Origin of the sequence: Kitasatospora sp. NBC_01539 (assembly GCF_045040525.1) — a bacterium.
Lineage (GTDB): Bacteria > Actinomycetota > Actinomycetes > Streptomycetales > Streptomycetaceae > Kitasatospora.
The window spans coordinates 4,930,603-4,947,752 of the sequence record NZ_CP109390.1 but is presented as its reverse complement, the minus strand read 5'-3'; the positions used below and the strand labels follow the sequence as shown (position 1 = coordinate 4,947,752).

The following is a 17,150-nucleotide window of genomic DNA, read 5'->3' as shown; positions in this document are numbered from 1 at the left end:
CGGCGGGACGCGTCCGACCGACGGAACCCGCGGGCCCGGCCGACGCCCCGACCAGGGCGGTCGGCCCGGTGCGGCGTCATTCCGGCCGCGACGACCGGGCCCCTCCCGGGGCCGCGTTCCGGGCGGACTTCTCGCCAGGCGAACAGCGCCACCCGGGAAACAGCGCGAATCTCCCCCGAATACCGGGTATGAATGCAGGTGGGCGGGGTCGACAGGGCCCCCGCCAGGACAGTCCGCGCGGCCGGCCGTCCCCGCACCGGGGGTGCCTGTTCGCCGATGGCGTAGCGGCTATCGGGTGCATCAGGGCCACCTGTGGGAACACCGTCTCCCAACATCAGGTTGGGAATGGTGTCGGCTGGTCGCGCAGCATGATGTCCCCACGCGAGTGGGGCTGTCCGTGGGCCGCGCCGCTGAGCGGGACTAGCATGCGGAAGGACAGGGCGGGGACGGACCCCGCACTGGCCGACCGCTCTGAGGAGCGAAAACGATGTTCGAAAGGTTCACCGACCGCGCGCGGCGGGTTGTCGTCCTGGCTCAGGAAGAAGCCCGGATGCTCAACCACAACTACATCGGCACCGAGCACATCCTCCTGGGCCTGATCCACGAGGGTGAGGGTGTCGCCGCCAAGGCCCTGGAGAGCCTCGGGATCTCGCTCGAGGCGGTCCGGCAGCAGGTCGAGGAGATCATCGGCCAGGGCCAGCAGGCCCCGTCCGGTCACATTCCCTTCACCCCCCGGGCGAAGAAGGTCCTGGAGCTGTCGCTCCGCGAGGCCCTTCAGCTCGGTCACAACTACATCGGCACCGAGCACATCCTGCTCGGTCTGATCCGCGAGGGCGAGGGCGTCGCCGCCCAGGTCCTGGTGAAGCTCGGCGCGGACCTCAACCGGGTGCGCCAGCAGGTCATCCAGCTGCTCTCCGGATACTCGGGCGGCGGCAAGGAGTCGGCCGCGGCCGGCGGCCCGGCGGAGGGCACCCCCTCCACCTCGCTGGTCCTCGACCAGTTCGGCCGCAACCTCACCCAGGCCGCCCGCGAGGCCAAGCTCGACCCGGTGATCGGGCGCGAGAAGGAGATCGAGCGGGTCATGCAGGTGCTGTCCCGCCGCACCAAGAACAACCCCGTGCTGATCGGTGAGCCCGGCGTCGGCAAGACCGCCGTGGTCGAGGGCCTCGCCCAGGCGATCATCAAGGGCGAGGTCCCGGAGACGCTGAAGGACAAGCAGCTCTACACCCTCGACCTCGGTGCCCTGGTCGCCGGCTCCCGGTACCGCGGTGACTTCGAGGAGCGCCTGAAGAAGGTGCTCAAGGAGATCCGCACCCGCGGCGACATCATCCTGTTCATCGACGAGCTGCACACCCTGGTCGGCGCGGGCGCCGCCGAGGGCGCGATCGACGCGGCGAGCATCCTCAAGCCGATGCTGGCCCGCGGCGAACTGCAGACGATCGGTGCCACCACGCTCGACGAGTACCGCAAGCACCTGGAGAAGGACGCCGCGCTGGAGCGCCGCTTCCAGCCGATCCAGGTCGCCGAGCCGTCGCTGCCGCACACCATCGAGATCCTCAAGGGCCTGCGCGACCGGTACGAGGCGCACCACCGCGTCTCGATCACCGACGCCGCCCTGGTCGCCGCCGCCACCCTGGCGGACCGGTACATCTCGGACCGCTTCCTGCCGGACAAGGCGATCGACCTGATCGACGAGGCCGGCTCCCGGATGCGCATCCGCCGGATGACCGCGCCGCCGGACCTGCGCGAGTTCGACGAGAAGATCGCCGACGTCCGCCGCGAGAAGGAGAGCGCGATCGACGCGCAGGACTTCGAGAAGGCCGCGTCGCTGCGCGACGACGAGAAGCAGCTCCTCACCGCGAAGGCGAAGCGGGAGAAGGAGTGGAAGGCCGGCGACATGGACGTCGTCGCCGAGGTGGACGAGGAGCTCATCGCGGAGGTCCTGGCCACCGCCACGGGCATCCCGGTCTTCAAGCTCACCGAGGAGGAGTCCTCCCGGCTGCTGCGCATGGAGGACGAGCTGCACAAGCGCGTCATCGGCCAGAAGGACGCCATCAAGGCGCTCTCCCAGGCCATCCGGCGCACCCGTGCGGGCCTCAAGGACCCGAAGCGCCCCGGTGGCTCGTTCATCTTCGCCGGCCCGTCCGGTGTCGGTAAGACCGAGCTCTCGAAGACGCTGGCGGAGTTCCTCTTCGGCGACGAGGACGCGCTCATCGCCCTCGACATGTCGGAGTTCTCGGAGAAGCACACCGTCTCCCGGCTCTTCGGCTCGCCCCCCGGCTACGTGGGCTACGAGGAGGGCGGCCAGCTCACCGAGAAGGTGCGCCGCAAGCCGTTCTCCGTCGTCCTCTTCGACGAGGTCGAGAAGGCCCACCCGGACATCTTCAACTCGCTGCTGCAGATCCTGGAGGACGGTCGCCTGACCGACTCCCAGGGCCGCGTGGTCGACTTCAAGAACACGGTCATCATCATGACCACCAACCTCGGCACCCGGGACATCTCGAAGGGCTTCAACCTCGGCTTCGCGGCCGCAGGTGACGCCCAGAGCGGGTACGAGCGGATGAAGGCGAAGGTCAGCGAGGAGCTCAAGCAGCACTTCCGGCCGGAGTTCCTCAACCGTGTCGACGACATCGTCGTCTTCCACCAGCTGACCGAGGAAGACATCATCCAGATCGTCGACCTCATGATCGACAAGGTGGACGGCCGCCTCAAGGACCGCGACATGGGCCTGGAGCTCAGCATCGAGGCCAAGAAGCTGCTGGCGAAGAAGGGCTACGACCCGCTCCTGGGCGCCCGTCCGCTCCGCCGGACGATCCAGCGCGAGATCGAGGACCACCTCTCCGAGAAGATCCTCTTCGGCGAGCTGCGCGCCGGCCACATCGTGGTCGTCGGCACCGAGGGCGAGGGCAAGGAAGCGAAGTTCACCTTCCGCGGTGAGGAGAAGTCGCCCGTGGCGGACACTCCGGCCGCGGTCGGTTCGCCCGGCCCGGACCTGACGAAGTAACCCGCAAAACCCGAAAAACGCCTCGGCCCCGACGATCCGTCGGGGCCGAGGCGTTTTCTGTTTCAAAACTGTTTAGACATCCATAACCTGTGATCCCGGCCGTCTCGGGCGCCTCTCGGCGCGACACGCGAGCTGGTACGGGTGCGATGCATGCCCTGAACAGGGGCGCAGGCTTTAGTCTTGACTGATCATCAGTTGATCACGAGCGCCGGAGGATAGCGGTGTGATCATGCATGGTCAAGGTCTTTCTTTTTCATCCTGGCTTGGATCCAATGTCGTCCACCTGTCTTTCATTGGTTCGCCGGCGGGCCAAGAGCCCGGCCGGTAAGGGGAGGACGTCACCACGTTGAAGATATCCAAGAGGGTCGCTGCGGCCACTGCCGCCGTCGCGGTCACGGCCGCGCTCGGCGCGGGCCTGCTGCCCGGGACGGCCACCGCCGCCACGCCGACCCCTGTCTCGAACGACCCTGCCGACGCGCAGGCGCTCAAGGTCGACCACGACCTGCCGGGTCCGCTGACCGAGAAGGTCGAGGCCGAGCAGAAGGCCGCCACCGAGCAGCTCCTGGCGGGCACCGCCAAGATCGAGAAGCACGGCAGCAGCACCTCCGTGAAGCTCGGCCGCGACAAGTACGTCGAGCTCGCCCGTGAGCGCACGGACAAGATCTTCACCATCCTGGTGGACTTCGGCGACCAGGTGGACACCACCACCACCACCGCCGACGGCAAGGTCAAGTACGGCGGCCAGCCCGGCCCGGGCCACAACCAGATCGCCCAGCCGGACCGCGCCAAGGACAACTCCACCGCCTGGCAGGCCGACTACAACCAGGCGCACTACCAGGGCCTGTACTTCTCCAAGACCGGCGACTCGCTGAAGACCTTCTACGAGAAGCAGTCCTCCGGCCGCTACTCGGTCGACGGCCAGGTCACCGACTGGGTGCGCGTGCCGTGGAACGAGGCCCGTTACGGCTCGGACTACTGCGGCGCCCACGTCTGCAACAACGCGCAGGACCTGATCCGCGACGGCATCAACGCCTGGGTCGCCGACCAGAAGGCCAAGGGCCAGACGGACGCTCAGATCCAGGCCGCCATCGCGCAGTACGACCAGTGGGACCGGTACGACTTCGACGGCGACGGCAACTTCAACGAGCCCGACGGCTACATCGACCACTTCCAGATCGTGCACGCCGGTGAGGACCAGTCCGCCGGTGGCGGCGTCCAGGGCACCGACGCGCTCTGGGCCCACCGCAGCTACGTGTACGGCGCCCAGGCCGGCAAGACCGGCCCGGACAACAACAAGCTCGGCGGCACCCCGGTCGGCGCGTCCGGCATCTGGGTCGGCGACTACACCATGCAGCCCGAGAACGGCGGCCTGGGCGTCTTCGCGCACGAGTACGGCCACGACCTCGGCCTGCCCGACCTGTACGACACCGCCGGTGCCGACGACAACTCGGTCGGCTTCTGGTCGCTCATGTCGTCCGGCTCCTGGCTCGGCGACGGCAAGACCGAGATCGGCGACAAGCCGGGCGACCTCGACGCCTGGTCGAAGCTGCAGCTCGGCTGGCTGACCTACGACAAGGCCACCGCCAACAAGCTGTCCTTCCACCTGACCGGTCCGGCGGAGTACAACACCAAGCGCCCGCAGGCCGTGGTGGTCGACCTCCCGAAGAAGACCGTCACCACCGAGGTCAACACCCCGTACGCGGGTGCGAACGAGTGGTGGAGCGGCAGCGCCGACGACCTCAACGTCTCGCTGGTGCGCGACGTCGACCTGACCGGCAAGTCGGCGGCCACGCTGACCGCCAAGGCCTGGTACGACATCGAGCAGGACTACGACTACGGCTACGCCGAGGTCTCCACCGACGGCGGCGCCAACTGGACCGCGGTCGACGGCACCTTCAACGGCACCCAGCTGCAGCGTGACGGCGCCGACGCGCCGGCCCTCACCGGCACCTCGGGCGGCGCGTGGGGCGACCTGTCGTACTCGCTCGACGCCTACGCCGGCAAGGCCGTCAAGGTCCGCTTCCACTACACCACCGACGGCGGCCTGCACATGAAGGGCCTCGCGCTGGACAACATCGCGGTCACCGCCGACGGCTCCGCGCTGTTCAGCGACGACGCCGAGCAGGGCGACAACGGCTGGACCGCCACCGGCTTCTCGCGGATCACGGGCAAGTTCTCCAACGACTACGCCCAGTACTACATCGTCGAGAACCGTCAGTACGTGTCCTACGACACCACGCTGAAGACCGGTCCGTACGTCTTCGGTTCCACGGCCCGCCCGGACTGGGTGGACCACTACAAGAACCAGGACGGCATCCTGATCTGGCTGTGGGACACCTCGCAGTCCGACAACAACGTCACCAGCCACCCGGGCTCCGGTCTCGTCCTGCCGGTCGACTCGCACCCGACCCCGATCAAGTGGGCCGACGGCACCCTGATGCGCTCGCGCATCCAGGGCTACGACTCGACCTTCGGGCTCGAGCGCACCGACGGCCTGCAGCTGCACCGGGCCGACGTCCTCACCAAGATCCCGAGCGCCTCCGCCGTCGCCACGTTCAACGACAGCAAGGCGTACTGGGACGCGTCGACCCCGTACAGCAGCGTGAAGGTCCCGAACACCCACACCGCGATCGACGTGCTGTGGAACAGCTCCAACAAGCTGGAGACCATCCTCATGGTCCGCCCGGTCAAGTGACCCACGAGGTCCTCTGACCGCATCCGTCGGCCCGCTCTCCCCTCACCCGGGGGAGCGGGCCGATCCGCGTCCCGGGCCGCCGGCAGGAGGCGCACACGGCACGCGGCGGGCGGCACGCGGCGGGCGGCACGCGGCGGGCGGCACGCGGCGGGGCGGCGCTCAGGACAGGCTGCGGACCAGCGCCAGGAACTCCGTCACGGCGTCCGTGACCTCCTGCGCCGACCAGGCCAGCGCGGCACTGCCGACGGTCACCTCGGTGACGGACGTCCCGGCCGCGCCCGGCTCGTCCCAGAAGCCGAACAGGCCGGTGCCGCGCTCCTCCGCGAACCGCAGCGTGGCCTCGGTGAGCAGCCCGGCCGTGTACGGCAGCCAGAGCCGGAACTGGTGGGTGTGCGGCGGCGCCGGGTGCACCCGGGCCCCCGGCACCTCGGCGAGGGCCGCCGCGACCGTCCGCGCGTGCGCCACGTAGCCCGGCAGGCGCGGCAGTTCGTGCTCCAGGCCGGCCAGCGCCGAGAGGGCCGCCGGCCACTGCTGGAAGAGCTGGCCGCCGTACCGGTGGCGCCAGACCCGGGCCTCCCGGACGAAGTCCTCGTCGCCGGCCAGCAGGGCGCCGCTCAGCCCGCCGAGGGACTTGTAGCAGGAGACGTACACCGAGTCGGCGAGGGCGGAGATCTCCGCGAGCGTGCGGCCGAGGTGCACGGTCGACTCCCACAGCCGCGCACCGTCGAGGTGCACCAGCGCGCCGAACTGACGGACCGTCTCCACCACCTCCACCAGCTCCTGCCAGCTGGGCAGCACGAAGCCAGCGTCACGCAGCGGGAGTTCAAGCATCAGGGTGCCGAACCGCTCCTCACAGGAACGGAGTTCGTCCGGGGTGGGCAGCCGGGGGGCCGTCGTCGGCCAGACCGTGTGCAGCCCGGTGAGCCGGGAGACCGCCCGCCGCTCGTGCACCTCCGGGTGCGCCAGCGGGTGCATCGCCACCACCTGGCTGCCGGAGCGGTCCGCCCAGAGCCGCAGGGCCACCTGCTGGGCCATCGTGCCGGTCGGGAAGAAGGCGGCACCCTCCCGGTCGAGCAGGCCCGCCACACGCCCCTCCAGGGCCCGTACGACCCCGTCCCCGTAGACGTCCACCCGGCCGTCGAGGTCGTACATGCCGTCGGACTCGGACACCAGGGCCGCCATCCGCTCCCGCAGGGACTTCGGCCGGCTGCCGGACAGGACCCGCTCGCACGAACGGAACGCCGCGAACCGGCGTTGCTGGATTTCTTCGTTCACCCCCCGATCTTCGCGCAGAACCCGGCGCCGCACGGCGCGGGACACCGCCCGGCGCCGGATCCGCACCGGACCGCACCCCGCTGTGGCCCGGGTCACGATTGGCCTTCCCCGCCGAGGGGTACCGCGGTGGCAGTGGTCACAGGCCCACCCCGCGGTACGAGGGGCGGTAGTAGTCGCCGGCCCGCCCGCCGCCCCGCCTTCGCGGGGGCGGGGCGGCCCGCCGCGGCGTCCGCTACGACGGCCCGTCGTACGTCACACCGTTTGGGGCCCGCCGACCCAGCGATTACACCGGAGAAGTCCCCGCCAGGGAGCCCCGCGGCTCCGCTGCGCACCGCCCCCTTCCGCGAGGTTCCGCTCCGATGTCTTCGTTCTCCGACGCCGCCCGTCGCCTCACCCGCACGGCCACCGCCGGCACGGCCACCGCCCTGCTGAACGCCCGCTCGCTGAGCTCCCGCGCGTTCTCGGCCCGCTCGCTGACCGGCGTGCTGCCGGGGGCCCCGGTCGTCACCGGCCTGCGGAGCGGCGGCCCGGCCGTCAGCGGACTGCGGACCGGCGGCCACGGGATGCTGCACCAGCACCGGGCGAAGGTGGCCTCGGGCGGTGTCGCGGCGCTGGCGCTCGGCGTGCTGATGCTGCCCGGCCACGCGGCGGCGCAGACCACCGTCAGCCCGACGGTGCCCGGCAGCTCGGTGTTCACCGCGGCCGCAGCGCCGCACCAGGACACCCGCGTGGTGCAGCTGGCCGAGCCCAGCACGTACAAGCAGCCGCGCTCGGCCTCCGCGCAGGACGCCGTCGCGGTGGCGCACAACCTCACCCCGCCGGCCCCCGAGCAGCCCGCGGCCCCCGCCGCACCGGAGCAGCAGCCCGCCGCCCAGCCCGCCCAGCCCGCCCAGCAGCAGCCGGCCCCGCAGCCGCAGGAGCAGCCCGCCGAGCAGAAGCCGGAGTGGACCTCCCCGGCGCCCGGCGCGCGGACCAGCAACCCGTACCACAAGACCAACCACGGCTACGCCGCCGGATTCCACACCGGTGTCGACTTCGCCGTGAAGGTCGGCACCCCGCTGGTGGCCGTCGGCGACGCGACCGTGGTGTCGTCCGGCTGGGCGGGCGCGTACGGCAACCAGGTCGTCCTGAAGCTGGCGGACGGCCACTACGCCCAGTACGCGCACATGTCGAAGCTCGGCGTGCACGCCGGGCAGAAGGTGCAGGCGGGCGACCGCGTGGGCCTCTCCGGCAACACCGGCAACTCCACCGGGCCGCACCTGCACTTCGAGATCCGCACCGCCAACCGGTACGCCGCGGTGATCGACCCGATCGCCTACCTCTCGGCGCACGGCGCGAACAACTTCTGACCGCGCCCGAGCGCCCTCGGGTCGCCCCCGCGCGACCTGTGCGCGCCCTCCGCGCGACCCGCACGTACGGCGGCGCCGGCTCCCCGGGAACGGGGGGCCGGCGCCGCCGTACGTGCGGGGTCCCTCAGGCCGTCGGCCCGCCGGCGGGCTCGATGCGGGCGGCGATCTCCAGGGCGAGCTCCACGGCGGCGTCCATCGCCTCCACCAGGGTCACCGGCGGCGAGGCGTACGCGACGGAGCCGGTGCCGCACGGCTCGGAGTGCTCCTGCTTGAGCAGGAAGAAGGCGGAGTTGATCGCGAAGAGCGCCATGGTGGCGCGGAGCCGGTCGTGGAACGTGGCGTCCGGGCCCTGGACGAGCTCGATCATCGCCAGCATCCGCTCCTTGAACTCGTGCCCGGCGGCGGACTCCCGCAGCGCCGGCTGGTTCTCGTGGAAGAAGCGGAGCAGCGGCGCCCGCTCGGCCATGCCCGCCGCGAAGCGGCGCACCAGCTCGTCGCGCAGCTCCGGCGACCATGCCTGGCCGCGGCCCCAGGCGATGGCTTCGTCTATCGGCGCGGCCATGGTCCGGACGATGCCGTGGACGATGTCGTCCTTCGTCTTGAAGTGGTAGTACAGCGCGGCCTTGGTGACGCCGAGCCGGTCGGCGATCTCCCGTAGCGAGGTCTTCTCGTAACCCTGTGAGGCGAAAAGTTCCAGGGCGACGTCGATGATCCGCGCGCGGGTGTCGCTGCGGGGGCTCTGCGTCGTACTCATCGCTGACTGGCCTGCCTCGTGGCTGCGGTGGTGGCGGGTGGGACCGGCTTCCGGCACACTCCCCAGGTTCATTGTCCCTGTCCCGGGGGCATCCTCGGAAACCGGCTTGACGCCCGGCTGGGGGACAACTTACCGTGCCACGCGACGGGTAACTAGCCGGTCGACAAGTAAGTAGGTCGCGAACGGCGCGGCCACGCCGCTCTCGGGGAGAACACCACCCATGTCACAGCAACAGGTCGAAGCCTCCGCGGACGGACCCGCGGCGGAGTCCTCCGACCCCGCCGAGCCCGCGCAGCGCTCGCCGCGCGAGATCCGCCTGGTCATGGTCGGCCTCGTGGTCGCCATGCTGCTCGCCATGCTCGACAACCTCATCGTCGGCACGGCCATGCCCACCATCGTCGGAGACCTCGGCGGCGCCGAACACCTCTCCTGGGTCGTCACCGCCTACACCCTCGCGACCGCCGCCTCCACCCCGATCTGGGGCAAGCTCGGCGACATGTACGGCCGCAAGGGCACGTTCGTGATCTCCATCGCGATCTTCCTCGTCGGCTCGGCCCTCTCCGGCCTGTCCAGCACGATGGGCCAGCTCATCGCCTTCCGCGCCATCCAGGGCCTCGGCGCCGGCGGCCTCATGGTCGGCGTCATGTCGATCATGGGTGCGCTCGTGGCGCCCCGCGACCGCGGCAAGTACCAGGGCATGTTCGCCGCCGTGATGGCGCTCGCCACCATCGGCGGCCCGCTCGTCGGCGGCTTCATCACCGACCACCTCAGCTGGCACTGGACCTTCTACATCAACCTGCCGCTGGGCGTCCTCGCGCTCGCGTTCATCGTGGTCACCCTGAAGCTGCCCACCACCCGCTCCACCGCGCGGATCGACTACGCGGGCGCGGTGCTCCTCACCGTCGGCATCACCTCGCTCGTCCTCATCACCACGTGGGGCGGCCAGGAGTACGACTGGACCTCGAAGCAGATCCTCGGCCTCGGCGCGCTCGCCGTCGCCACGCTCCTCGGCTTCGGCTACGTCGAGCAGCGGGTCGAGGAGCCGATGCTCCCGCTCGACCTCTTCAAGAACCGCAACTTCGCCCTCGTCTCGGTGATCGGCTTCATCGTCGGCTTCGCGATGTTCGGCGCGGTGACGTTCCTCCCGCTCTACCAGCAGACCGTGCAGGGCGCCTCGGCCACCAACTCCGGCCTCCTGCTCATGCCGATGATGTTCGGCATGCTCGTGATCTCCCTGGTCGTCGGCCAGGCCGTCACCAAGACCGGCAAGTACCGCATCTACCCGATCATCGGCACCGCGGTCATGGCGGGCGGCTCCCTGCTGCTCTCCACCCTCTCGACCGACACCAGCCGCTTCACCTCGGCCTGCTACATGGTCGTGCTGGGCGCCGGCATGGGCTTCCTCATGCAGATCACCATGCTGGTCGCGCAGAACAGCGTCGAGCTCAAGGACATGGGCGTCGCCTCCTCCACCGCCACGCTGTTCCGCACCATCGGCGGCTCCTTCGGTGTCGCGCTCTTCGGCGCGATCTTCAACAACCAGGTCACCTCGACCATGAAGGACCGCCTCGGCAACGCGGGCGGCAGCCAGGGCGCCAACCTCAGCCAGATGGGCCCGGGCGCGCTGCGCAAGCTCCCCGCCGCCGTCCAGGACGCCTACCACCACGCGGTCTCCAACGGCATGCACACCGTCTTCCTGTGGGGCGCGGTGATCAGCCTCGTCGCCGTCGCCGCGGCCGTGTTCCTGCACGAGGTGCCGCTGCGCGGCGCCGGCACGCAGAAGCCCGAGCCCTCGCTCGAAGCGGTCTGACACCGGGGACGCGGCACGCGTCACCGGCGTGGCGGACGCCGCAGCCCGGCCGCCGCCGCACCACCACGGAAGGACCCGCCCGGCACGTCCGGGCGGGTCCTTCCGCCGTCCACGGGGCCGGGCCGGGCCGGGCGGCATCCGCAGGGCCGGGCGCGCTGCGGCGCGCGACGACGGCATGCGTGTGGTGCGCTGCGGGGCTGCGGGGCTGCGGGGCTGCAGGGCCGTGTCTCAGTGCGGCAGGCGGTAGACGCCCTGCGCGACGGGCTCGACCAGGCCGTCCGCGACCAGCCCGTCGAGCGCACGGGCCCGCTGCACCGCGTCCGGCCAGACCTCGTCGAGACGGCTCCGCGGCACCTCGCCGTGGGCGTCCCGCAGCACCGCGAGCAGCTTCCCCCGCACCTGGCGGTCCGTGCCCTCGTACGTCTGGCCCCGCCGTGCCGGCCCCTCGTACGGCGGTCGGCCGGCACGCTGCCAGGCGCACTCCGCGAACAGCGGGCACGCGCCGCACTCCGGCCCCCTGGCCGTGCACACCAGCGCGCCGAGCTCCATCACGGCGACCGCCCAGGTCGCCGCGGTCTCCGGCGTCGCGGGCAGGTACTCCCCGGCGGTGCGCCGCTCGGCCGCCGTGGTGGCCTGGGCCGGGTACTCCACCCCCGTCACCGCCCGCGCGAAGACGCGGCGCACGTTGGTGTCGAGCACCACGTGCCGCTGCCGGAAGGCGAACGACGCGACCGCCGCGGCCGTGTACTCGCCGACGCCGGGCAGCGCCAGCAGGGCGGCGTGGTCGTCCGGCACGCGTCCGCCGTGCTTCTCCGTGATCGCCACCGCGGCGCCGTGCAGCCGCAGCGCCCGGCGGGGGTAGCCGAGTCGGCCCCACATCCGCACGGCCTCACCGGGTGCGTCGGCTGCCAGGTCGGCAGGGGTCGGCCAGCGCTCCATCCACGCGGCGTACGCGGGCAGCACCCGCTTGACCGGGGTCTGCTGGAGCATGAACTCGCTGACCATCACCGCCCACGGCGAGGCGTCCGGAGTGCGCCAGGGGAGGTCGCGGGCATTGGCCTCGTACCAGCCGATGACCGTGGTGTGCAGTGCGGCGGGCAGGGCGGCAGGGGAAGTGACGTCAATGGCAACCATGGCACCGTCGATCCTCCCACGGCACGGGAGCCGATCCGGGCCGTACCCAATCCCCCGCACCCGGTCTTCGCGCCTCGGTCCCCGGCATCCGGTCTTCGCGCCTCGGTGACGGCCGGGCGGGAACGCCTCAGAGGCCGAGGTCGTCCAGTTCCTTCAGCAGCGCGGCACGCGGGCTCTCCGGAAGGCCGGCCGCCGGCCGGACCGCCGGGGGCTGGGACGGCACGGCCGCACCCGCCGGCCGGACACCGCCGTCGTGGTCGCCGTGCGTACCGAGGCCGATGCCTTCGCCGTGGCCCCGGTGGCCCCGGTCACGGAAGACCCAGGCGCCGGCGAGGCCGCCGACCAGCCCGCCGAGGTGCCCGAGCCAGCTGACACCCGGCGTGCCCGGCACGGCGGTGGTCAGGATGTAGGCGAAGGAGGCCCCCATGACGAGGCCGATCAGGCTGTCGATCAGGTTGCGGTCGATCAGGCCGCGCAGGACGACGTAGCCGAAGTACCCGTAGATGACCCCGCTCGCCCCGACCGTCACCACGCCCTCGCGCTCGAACAGCCAGACCGCCGCGCCGCTGGTCACCACGACGAGGAGGGTCAGACCGAGGAACTTCTTCACCCCGCGGTAGGCGGCGAGGAAGCCGAACACGAAGAGCGGGCCGGAATTCCCCTCCAGATGCTGCCAGTTCACGTGCAGGAACGGTGCGGCGAGGACGTCCGGGAGCCGCTCCACCCGGTGCGAGCGGATGCCGAAGTCGAGCGTGAGCCCGTAGTCACCGACCCAGTTGACGAGTTGGACGGCCCACACCGCACAGAGCAGGAAGAACATCACGAAGAACGCCCGCCGCGCCTCCGCGATCATCCGGGCGGGGTCGGGATCCGTACGCTGCGCTCTCGCCATGACGCGACTATAGGGCGCCCGCGCGCTCCGTCACAGGCGCCGAGCAGCCGCGTGACACGCCGAAGGTCCCTCGCCCGTCCGGAGCAAATGGCGGATCATGTGAAGGAAGTGATACCCGTACAGTGTTGATGCATCAACGGGTGCACACAGTCTCGTAGAGTTTGCCCGTGCCCTCTATGCGTCAACCCGTGGGACCGTTGCCAGCCTCGATCTACTGGCGACGGCGCGTCGTCGTGCTCGCGGCACTGGCCGTCGTCATCGCGCTGGTCGCCTGGCTCGTCACCGGATCGGGTGACGAGGGCGCACAGGGGTCGAAGAAGGGCTCGCAGGCACCGCCCGTCCAGTCGATCACGCCGGGCGCCAGCCCCAGCGGGTCGGCCATCACCTCCCGGCCCGGCGGCACCGGCGGCGGCACGGGCAGCGTGTCCGGCTCCGGCGGCGGCGACGTCAGCCTGACCACCGGCGGCACGGGAAGCGGCAGTTCCGGTACGAACGGCACCGAGGGCACCAGCGGTACGACCGGTACGACCGGCGGCGGTTCGGCCGCCGGCGGCTCGACCGGCACCGGCGACGGGCAACCTCCGGTCAACACCTCCGCCGTGATGGCACTGCCGGTCTGCAAGGCCTCGCAGGTCTCCCTGGAACTCGCGAGCGAACTCAACGCGTACGCCGCCGAGGTCAGGCCCCGGCTCGCGCTGACCGTCCGCAACACGTCGACGTCCGGCTGCCGGGTCGACCTCGGCCGCACGGCCTCCACCCTCACGGTCACCTCCAGCGCAGGCGAACGCGTCTGGTCCTCCGGCGACTGCCCGAGCGCCCGCCAGGCCACCTGGGTCCGCCTGGCCGCCGGTGCCGGACTCACCGAGAACTTCACCTGGGACCGCAGCCGCAGCAAGCCGCTGTGCGCCACCGCCCCCACCACCGCGGCCGAGGCGGGCAACTACCTCGTCCAGGCCGACCTGACCGGCCCCGCCGGCGGACCGGTCTCCGCACGGACCTCCATCCGCCTGGAGGGCTGAGCACGCGCCCACGCCCCCGGGGCGCCCGGCGGGCCGAACCGCACCTGCCCGAGGTCGGGAATCCGGCCACCGGCCCGCGCGCAGCGATCGGCTCAACATCGGCACCCCGGCGGGCGGACGGACGGACCACCGCATCCGCGGACCGGCGGCCGCACCTCCGGGTCGTACGTGGCGGGCACCGCCCGCGCCGCGTCCGCCGCAGAACCGCGACGGCCGGCCCACCGGCCGGGCGTCCGCCGCCCTGCGGCCCAGCAGCGAGGGTCGGCGGCCGGGCATCCCGCGGCTGGGCTCAGACGTACCGCTCCAGGATGGACGACTCCGCGAGCCGCGAGAGCCCCTCCCGGACGGAACGGGCCCGGGTCTCTCCGACGCCCTCGACCGTCTGCAGGTCGTCGATGCTGGCCGCCAGGAGCTTCTGCAGTCCGCCGAAGTGCTCGACGAGTCGCTCGATGACGGTGTTGGGGAGGCGCGGCACCTTGGCGAGGAGCCGGTAGCCGCGCGGGGAGACGGCGGAGTCGAGCGTTTCGAGGGTGCCGGAGTAGCCGAGGGCCTTGACCACGGTCTGCAGGTCGAGCAGCTCGGCGTGGGTCAGTGCTTCGAGGTCGGCGAGGACCTCGGTGACGGTCCGGCCCTTCTTGGCGGCCCGCTCGGGGAAGTAGTCGCGGGCGACGAGTTCGCGCTCGGGTTCCACTCCGGCGATGAGTTCGTCGAGCTGGAGGGAGAGGAGCCGGCCGTCGGTGCCGAGTTCCAGGACGTAGCCGGCGATCTCGGCGGCGATGAGTCGCACCATCTCCAGGCGCTGGACGACGGCGGCGACGTCCCGCACCGTCACCAGGTCCTCGATCTCCAGCGCGGAGAGCGTACCGGCGACCTCGTCGAGCCGGAGCTTGTAGCGCTCCAGGGTGGCGAGTGCCTGGTTGGCACGGGAGAGGACGGTGGTGGAGTCCTCCAGGACCCGGCGGGTGCCGTTGACGTACATCGCGATGAGGCGCATCGAGTGGGAGACCGCGACGACGGGGAAGCCCGTCTGGCGGTTCACCCGCTCGGCCGTGCGGTGCCGGGTGCCGGTCTCGTCGGTGGGGATGTCCGCGTCCGGCATGAGGTGGACGCCCGCACGCACGATCTTGGTGATGTCCTTGTCGAGGACGACCGCGCCGTCGAGCTTGCACAGCTCACGCAGCCGGGTCGCGGTGAACTCGACGTCCAGCACGAAACCGCCGGTGCTGAGCGCGTCGACGCTCCGGTCGAAACCGAGCACGATGAGGCCGCCGGTGTTGGCCCGCAGCACCCGCTCCAGGCCGTCCCGGAGCGCCGTTCCGGGCGCGATCGCACTGAGGGAAGCCCGCAGCAGGGCCTCCTCGCGGGGGGACTTGTCCGCCCGGTCGCTGCCTGCCACGTGACTCCTCCGGTCGAGCCGGACCGCGTGGCGCGGCGCCCGACGATCCCTCGCTTGTTTACTGCACCTGTGACCAATTGCCCATTAGACAGGGCAAAGTCTAACTGTGTGCGGCAACAGCGGTGCCGGAGTCATACGAGTTCGTCCCCGTCGACCGGTTCCCAGCCCTCCATGAGCTCCTCCGGGTAGGCGGCGACGGGCCGGTCGGCCGGTGCCCGGCCGTTGCCGCCGGCGGCTCCCGCACCGCGGGCGGGGGCCCCTCCGCCGGCGGCCGACTGCTCGCCCCGCGGACGGGCGGGCGCACGGCGGCGGCCCGGAATGGCGCGCAGGGCCTCGCCGATGTCGGCGACCTCGACGACCTTCATGCCGGCCGGCACCTTGCCCGGGTCCGGCGGGACGAGGGCGTGGGTGAAGCCCAGCCGGTGGGCCTCGGCGAGGCGTCGCTGCACGCCCGTCACCCGCCTGACCTCGCCCGCGAGGCCGACCTCGCCGATCGCGACGAGGTTGGTGGGAAGCGGCGTGTCGGAGGAGGAGCTGGCCACGGCGAGCGCGATGGCGAGGTCCGCGGACGGTTCGGTCAGCTTCACTCCGCCGACGGTGGCGGTGTAGATGTCCTGCTTGCCCAGCTTGACCCCGCCGTGGCGTTCGACCACCGCGAGGATCATCGCGATGCGCGGCGATTCCAGGCCGGAGGTCGTCCGGCGCGGTGACGGGATCTGCGAGTCCACCATCAGCGCCTGCACCTCGGCGACGAGCGGCCGGCGGCCTTCCAGGGTGACGGTCAGGCAGGTGCCCGGCACCGGCTTGTCACGGCGGGTCAGGAAGAGCCCGGACGGGTCGGCCAGGCCGACGATGCCCTCGTCGTGCAGTTCGAAGCAGCCGACCTCGTCGGTGGCGCCGTAGCGGTTCTTGACCCCGCGGATGATGCGCAGCCGGGCGTGCCGGTCGCCCTCGAAGCTGAGCACGACGTCGACGAGGTGCTCCAGGAGGCGCGGCCCGGCGATCTGGCCGTCCTTGGTGACGTGGCCGACGAGCAGGGTGGCCATGCCCCGGTCCTTCGACGCCCGGATGAGGGCGCTCGCGACCTCGCGGACCTGGGCGGGGCCGCCGGGGGCGCCGTCCAGCTCGGCGGAGGCGATGGTCTGCACGGAGTCGAGGACGAGCAGGCCGGGGTTGACCGCCTCGATGTGCCCGAGCACCGCGCCGAGGTCGGACTCGGCGGCGAGGTAGAGGTGGTCGGAGATGGCGTTGATGCGGTCGGCGCGCAGGCGCACCTGGCCGGCCGACTCCTCGCCGGTGACGTAGAGGGTGCGGTGCCGGTCGCTGGCGGCCTTGGCGGCGACGTCCAGCAGCAGGGTGGACTTGCCCACGCCCGGCTCGCCCGCGAGCAGGACGACCGCGCCGGGGACGATGCCGCCGCCGAGCACGCGGTCGAGCTCGGGCACACCGGTGGTGCGGGCGGTCGCGACCTGCCCGTCGACCTGCCCGATCGGCTTGGCCGGGGAGCTGACCGGGCCCGCCGCGGTCGTCCGGATCGGTACGGCGCCGTACTCCTCGACCGTGCCCCAGGCGTTGCACTCCGGGCAGCGGCCCACCCATTTGGGGAGCTGGTTGCCGCACTCGGTGCAGCGGTAGGCCGAGCGCGGCTTGGCGGTGGTCTTGGTACGGGCTGCCATGCGGCCACCGTAGCGGGTGGGTCCGACAACCGGCCGCCGTCGATCCGAACGGCGGGAGGAACCCCGCGCGGGAGCCGTCACCGGACCCGGCCCGGAAGGGGTGGACGACGGGCCGAACCGCGACGGTCCGGGCGCGGTTCCCCCGG

General features: G+C 71.7%; 11 protein-coding genes. 5 read left to right on the top strand and 6 right to left on the bottom strand.

The window, feature by feature from the left end; genetic code table 11:
- The first annotated feature begins 487 nt into the window (after nucleotides 1–487).
- Together OG335_RS21375 and OG335_RS21370 are read left to right on the top strand one after the other, a co-directional pair.
- Entirely contained in the window at nucleotides 488–3,004 is a 2,517-nt protein-coding gene (locus OG335_RS21375) for an ATP-dependent Clp protease ATP-binding subunit (RefSeq protein WP_405012727.1), read from the top strand.
- 346 nt (nucleotides 3,005–3,350) lie between these two features.
- Nucleotides 3,351–5,699 (top strand): immune inhibitor A domain-containing protein, encoded by a 2,349-nt coding sequence (locus tag OG335_RS21370; protein ID WP_405012726.1) that lies wholly within the window; start codon nucleotides 3,351–3,353, stop codon nucleotides 5,697–5,699.
- A 159-nt stretch (nucleotides 5,700–5,858) separates the two neighbouring features.
- Here the strand turns inward: OG335_RS21370 and OG335_RS21365 are convergent, their stop codons facing one another.
- Nucleotides 5,859–7,007 (bottom strand): threonine aldolase family protein, encoded by a 1,149-nt coding sequence (locus OG335_RS21365; RefSeq protein ID WP_405012725.1) that lies wholly within the window; start codon nucleotides 7,005–7,007, stop codon nucleotides 5,859–5,861.
- A gap of 326 nt (nucleotides 7,008–7,333) precedes the next feature.
- Here OG335_RS21365 and OG335_RS21360 point away from each other — a divergent pair, with 326 nt between their 5' ends.
- Nucleotides 7,334–8,323: a M23 family metallopeptidase gene (locus tag OG335_RS21360; protein ID WP_405012724.1), complete on the top strand. Its 990-nt coding sequence runs from the start codon at nucleotides 7,334–7,336 to the stop codon at nucleotides 8,321–8,323.
- 124 nt (nucleotides 8,324–8,447) lie between these two features.
- On the opposite strand, the gene OG335_RS21355 is transcribed toward OG335_RS21360, so the two are convergent.
- The gene (locus tag OG335_RS21355; protein ID WP_405012723.1) at nucleotides 8,448–9,077 is read right to left on the bottom strand and encodes a TetR/AcrR family transcriptional regulator; all 630 of its coding nucleotides are present in this window, start codon (nucleotides 9,075–9,077) and stop codon (nucleotides 8,448–8,450) included.
- Nucleotides 9,078–9,297: 220 nt separating this feature from the next.
- Here OG335_RS21355 and OG335_RS21350 point away from each other — a divergent pair, with 220 nt between their 5' ends.
- A complete protein-coding gene (locus OG335_RS21350) occupies nucleotides 9,298–10,887 on the top strand; it encodes an MDR family MFS transporter (RefSeq protein WP_405012722.1) in 1,590 nt (529 codons plus the stop codon).
- Nucleotides 10,888–11,115: 228 nt separating this feature from the next.
- Here the strand turns inward: OG335_RS21350 and OG335_RS21345 are convergent, their stop codons facing one another.
- On the bottom strand, nucleotides 11,116–12,021 hold the full coding sequence (locus tag OG335_RS21345) for an A/G-specific adenine glycosylase (RefSeq protein ID WP_405012721.1): 906 nt from the start codon (nucleotides 12,019–12,021) through the stop codon (nucleotides 11,116–11,118).
- A 127-nt stretch (nucleotides 12,022–12,148) separates the two neighbouring features.
- A complete protein-coding gene (locus OG335_RS21340) occupies nucleotides 12,149–12,913 on the bottom strand; it encodes a rhomboid family intramembrane serine protease (protein ID WP_405012720.1) in 765 nt (254 codons plus the stop codon).
- A 188-nt stretch (nucleotides 12,914–13,101) separates the two neighbouring features.
- On the opposite strand from OG335_RS21340, the gene OG335_RS21335 reads away from it, so the two are divergent.
- Complete coding sequence (locus OG335_RS21335) at nucleotides 13,102–13,932, top strand: hypothetical protein (protein ID WP_405012719.1); 831 nt, start codon at nucleotides 13,102–13,104, stop codon at nucleotides 13,930–13,932.
- Between the two features lie 289 nt (nucleotides 13,933–14,221).
- Here OG335_RS21335 and disA read toward each other — a convergent pair whose 3' ends face one another.
- Both disA and radA read right to left on the bottom strand, forming a co-directional pair.
- Complete coding sequence (disA, locus tag OG335_RS21330; RefSeq protein WP_405015475.1) at nucleotides 14,222–15,280, bottom strand: DNA integrity scanning diadenylate cyclase DisA; 1,059 nt, start codon at nucleotides 15,278–15,280, stop codon at nucleotides 14,222–14,224.
- Between the two features lie 179 nt (nucleotides 15,281–15,459).
- Entirely contained in the window at nucleotides 15,460–17,004 is a 1,545-nt protein-coding gene (gene radA / locus OG335_RS21325) for a DNA repair protein RadA (RefSeq protein WP_405012718.1), read from the bottom strand.
- Nucleotides 17,005–17,150: the final 146 nt, after the last annotated feature.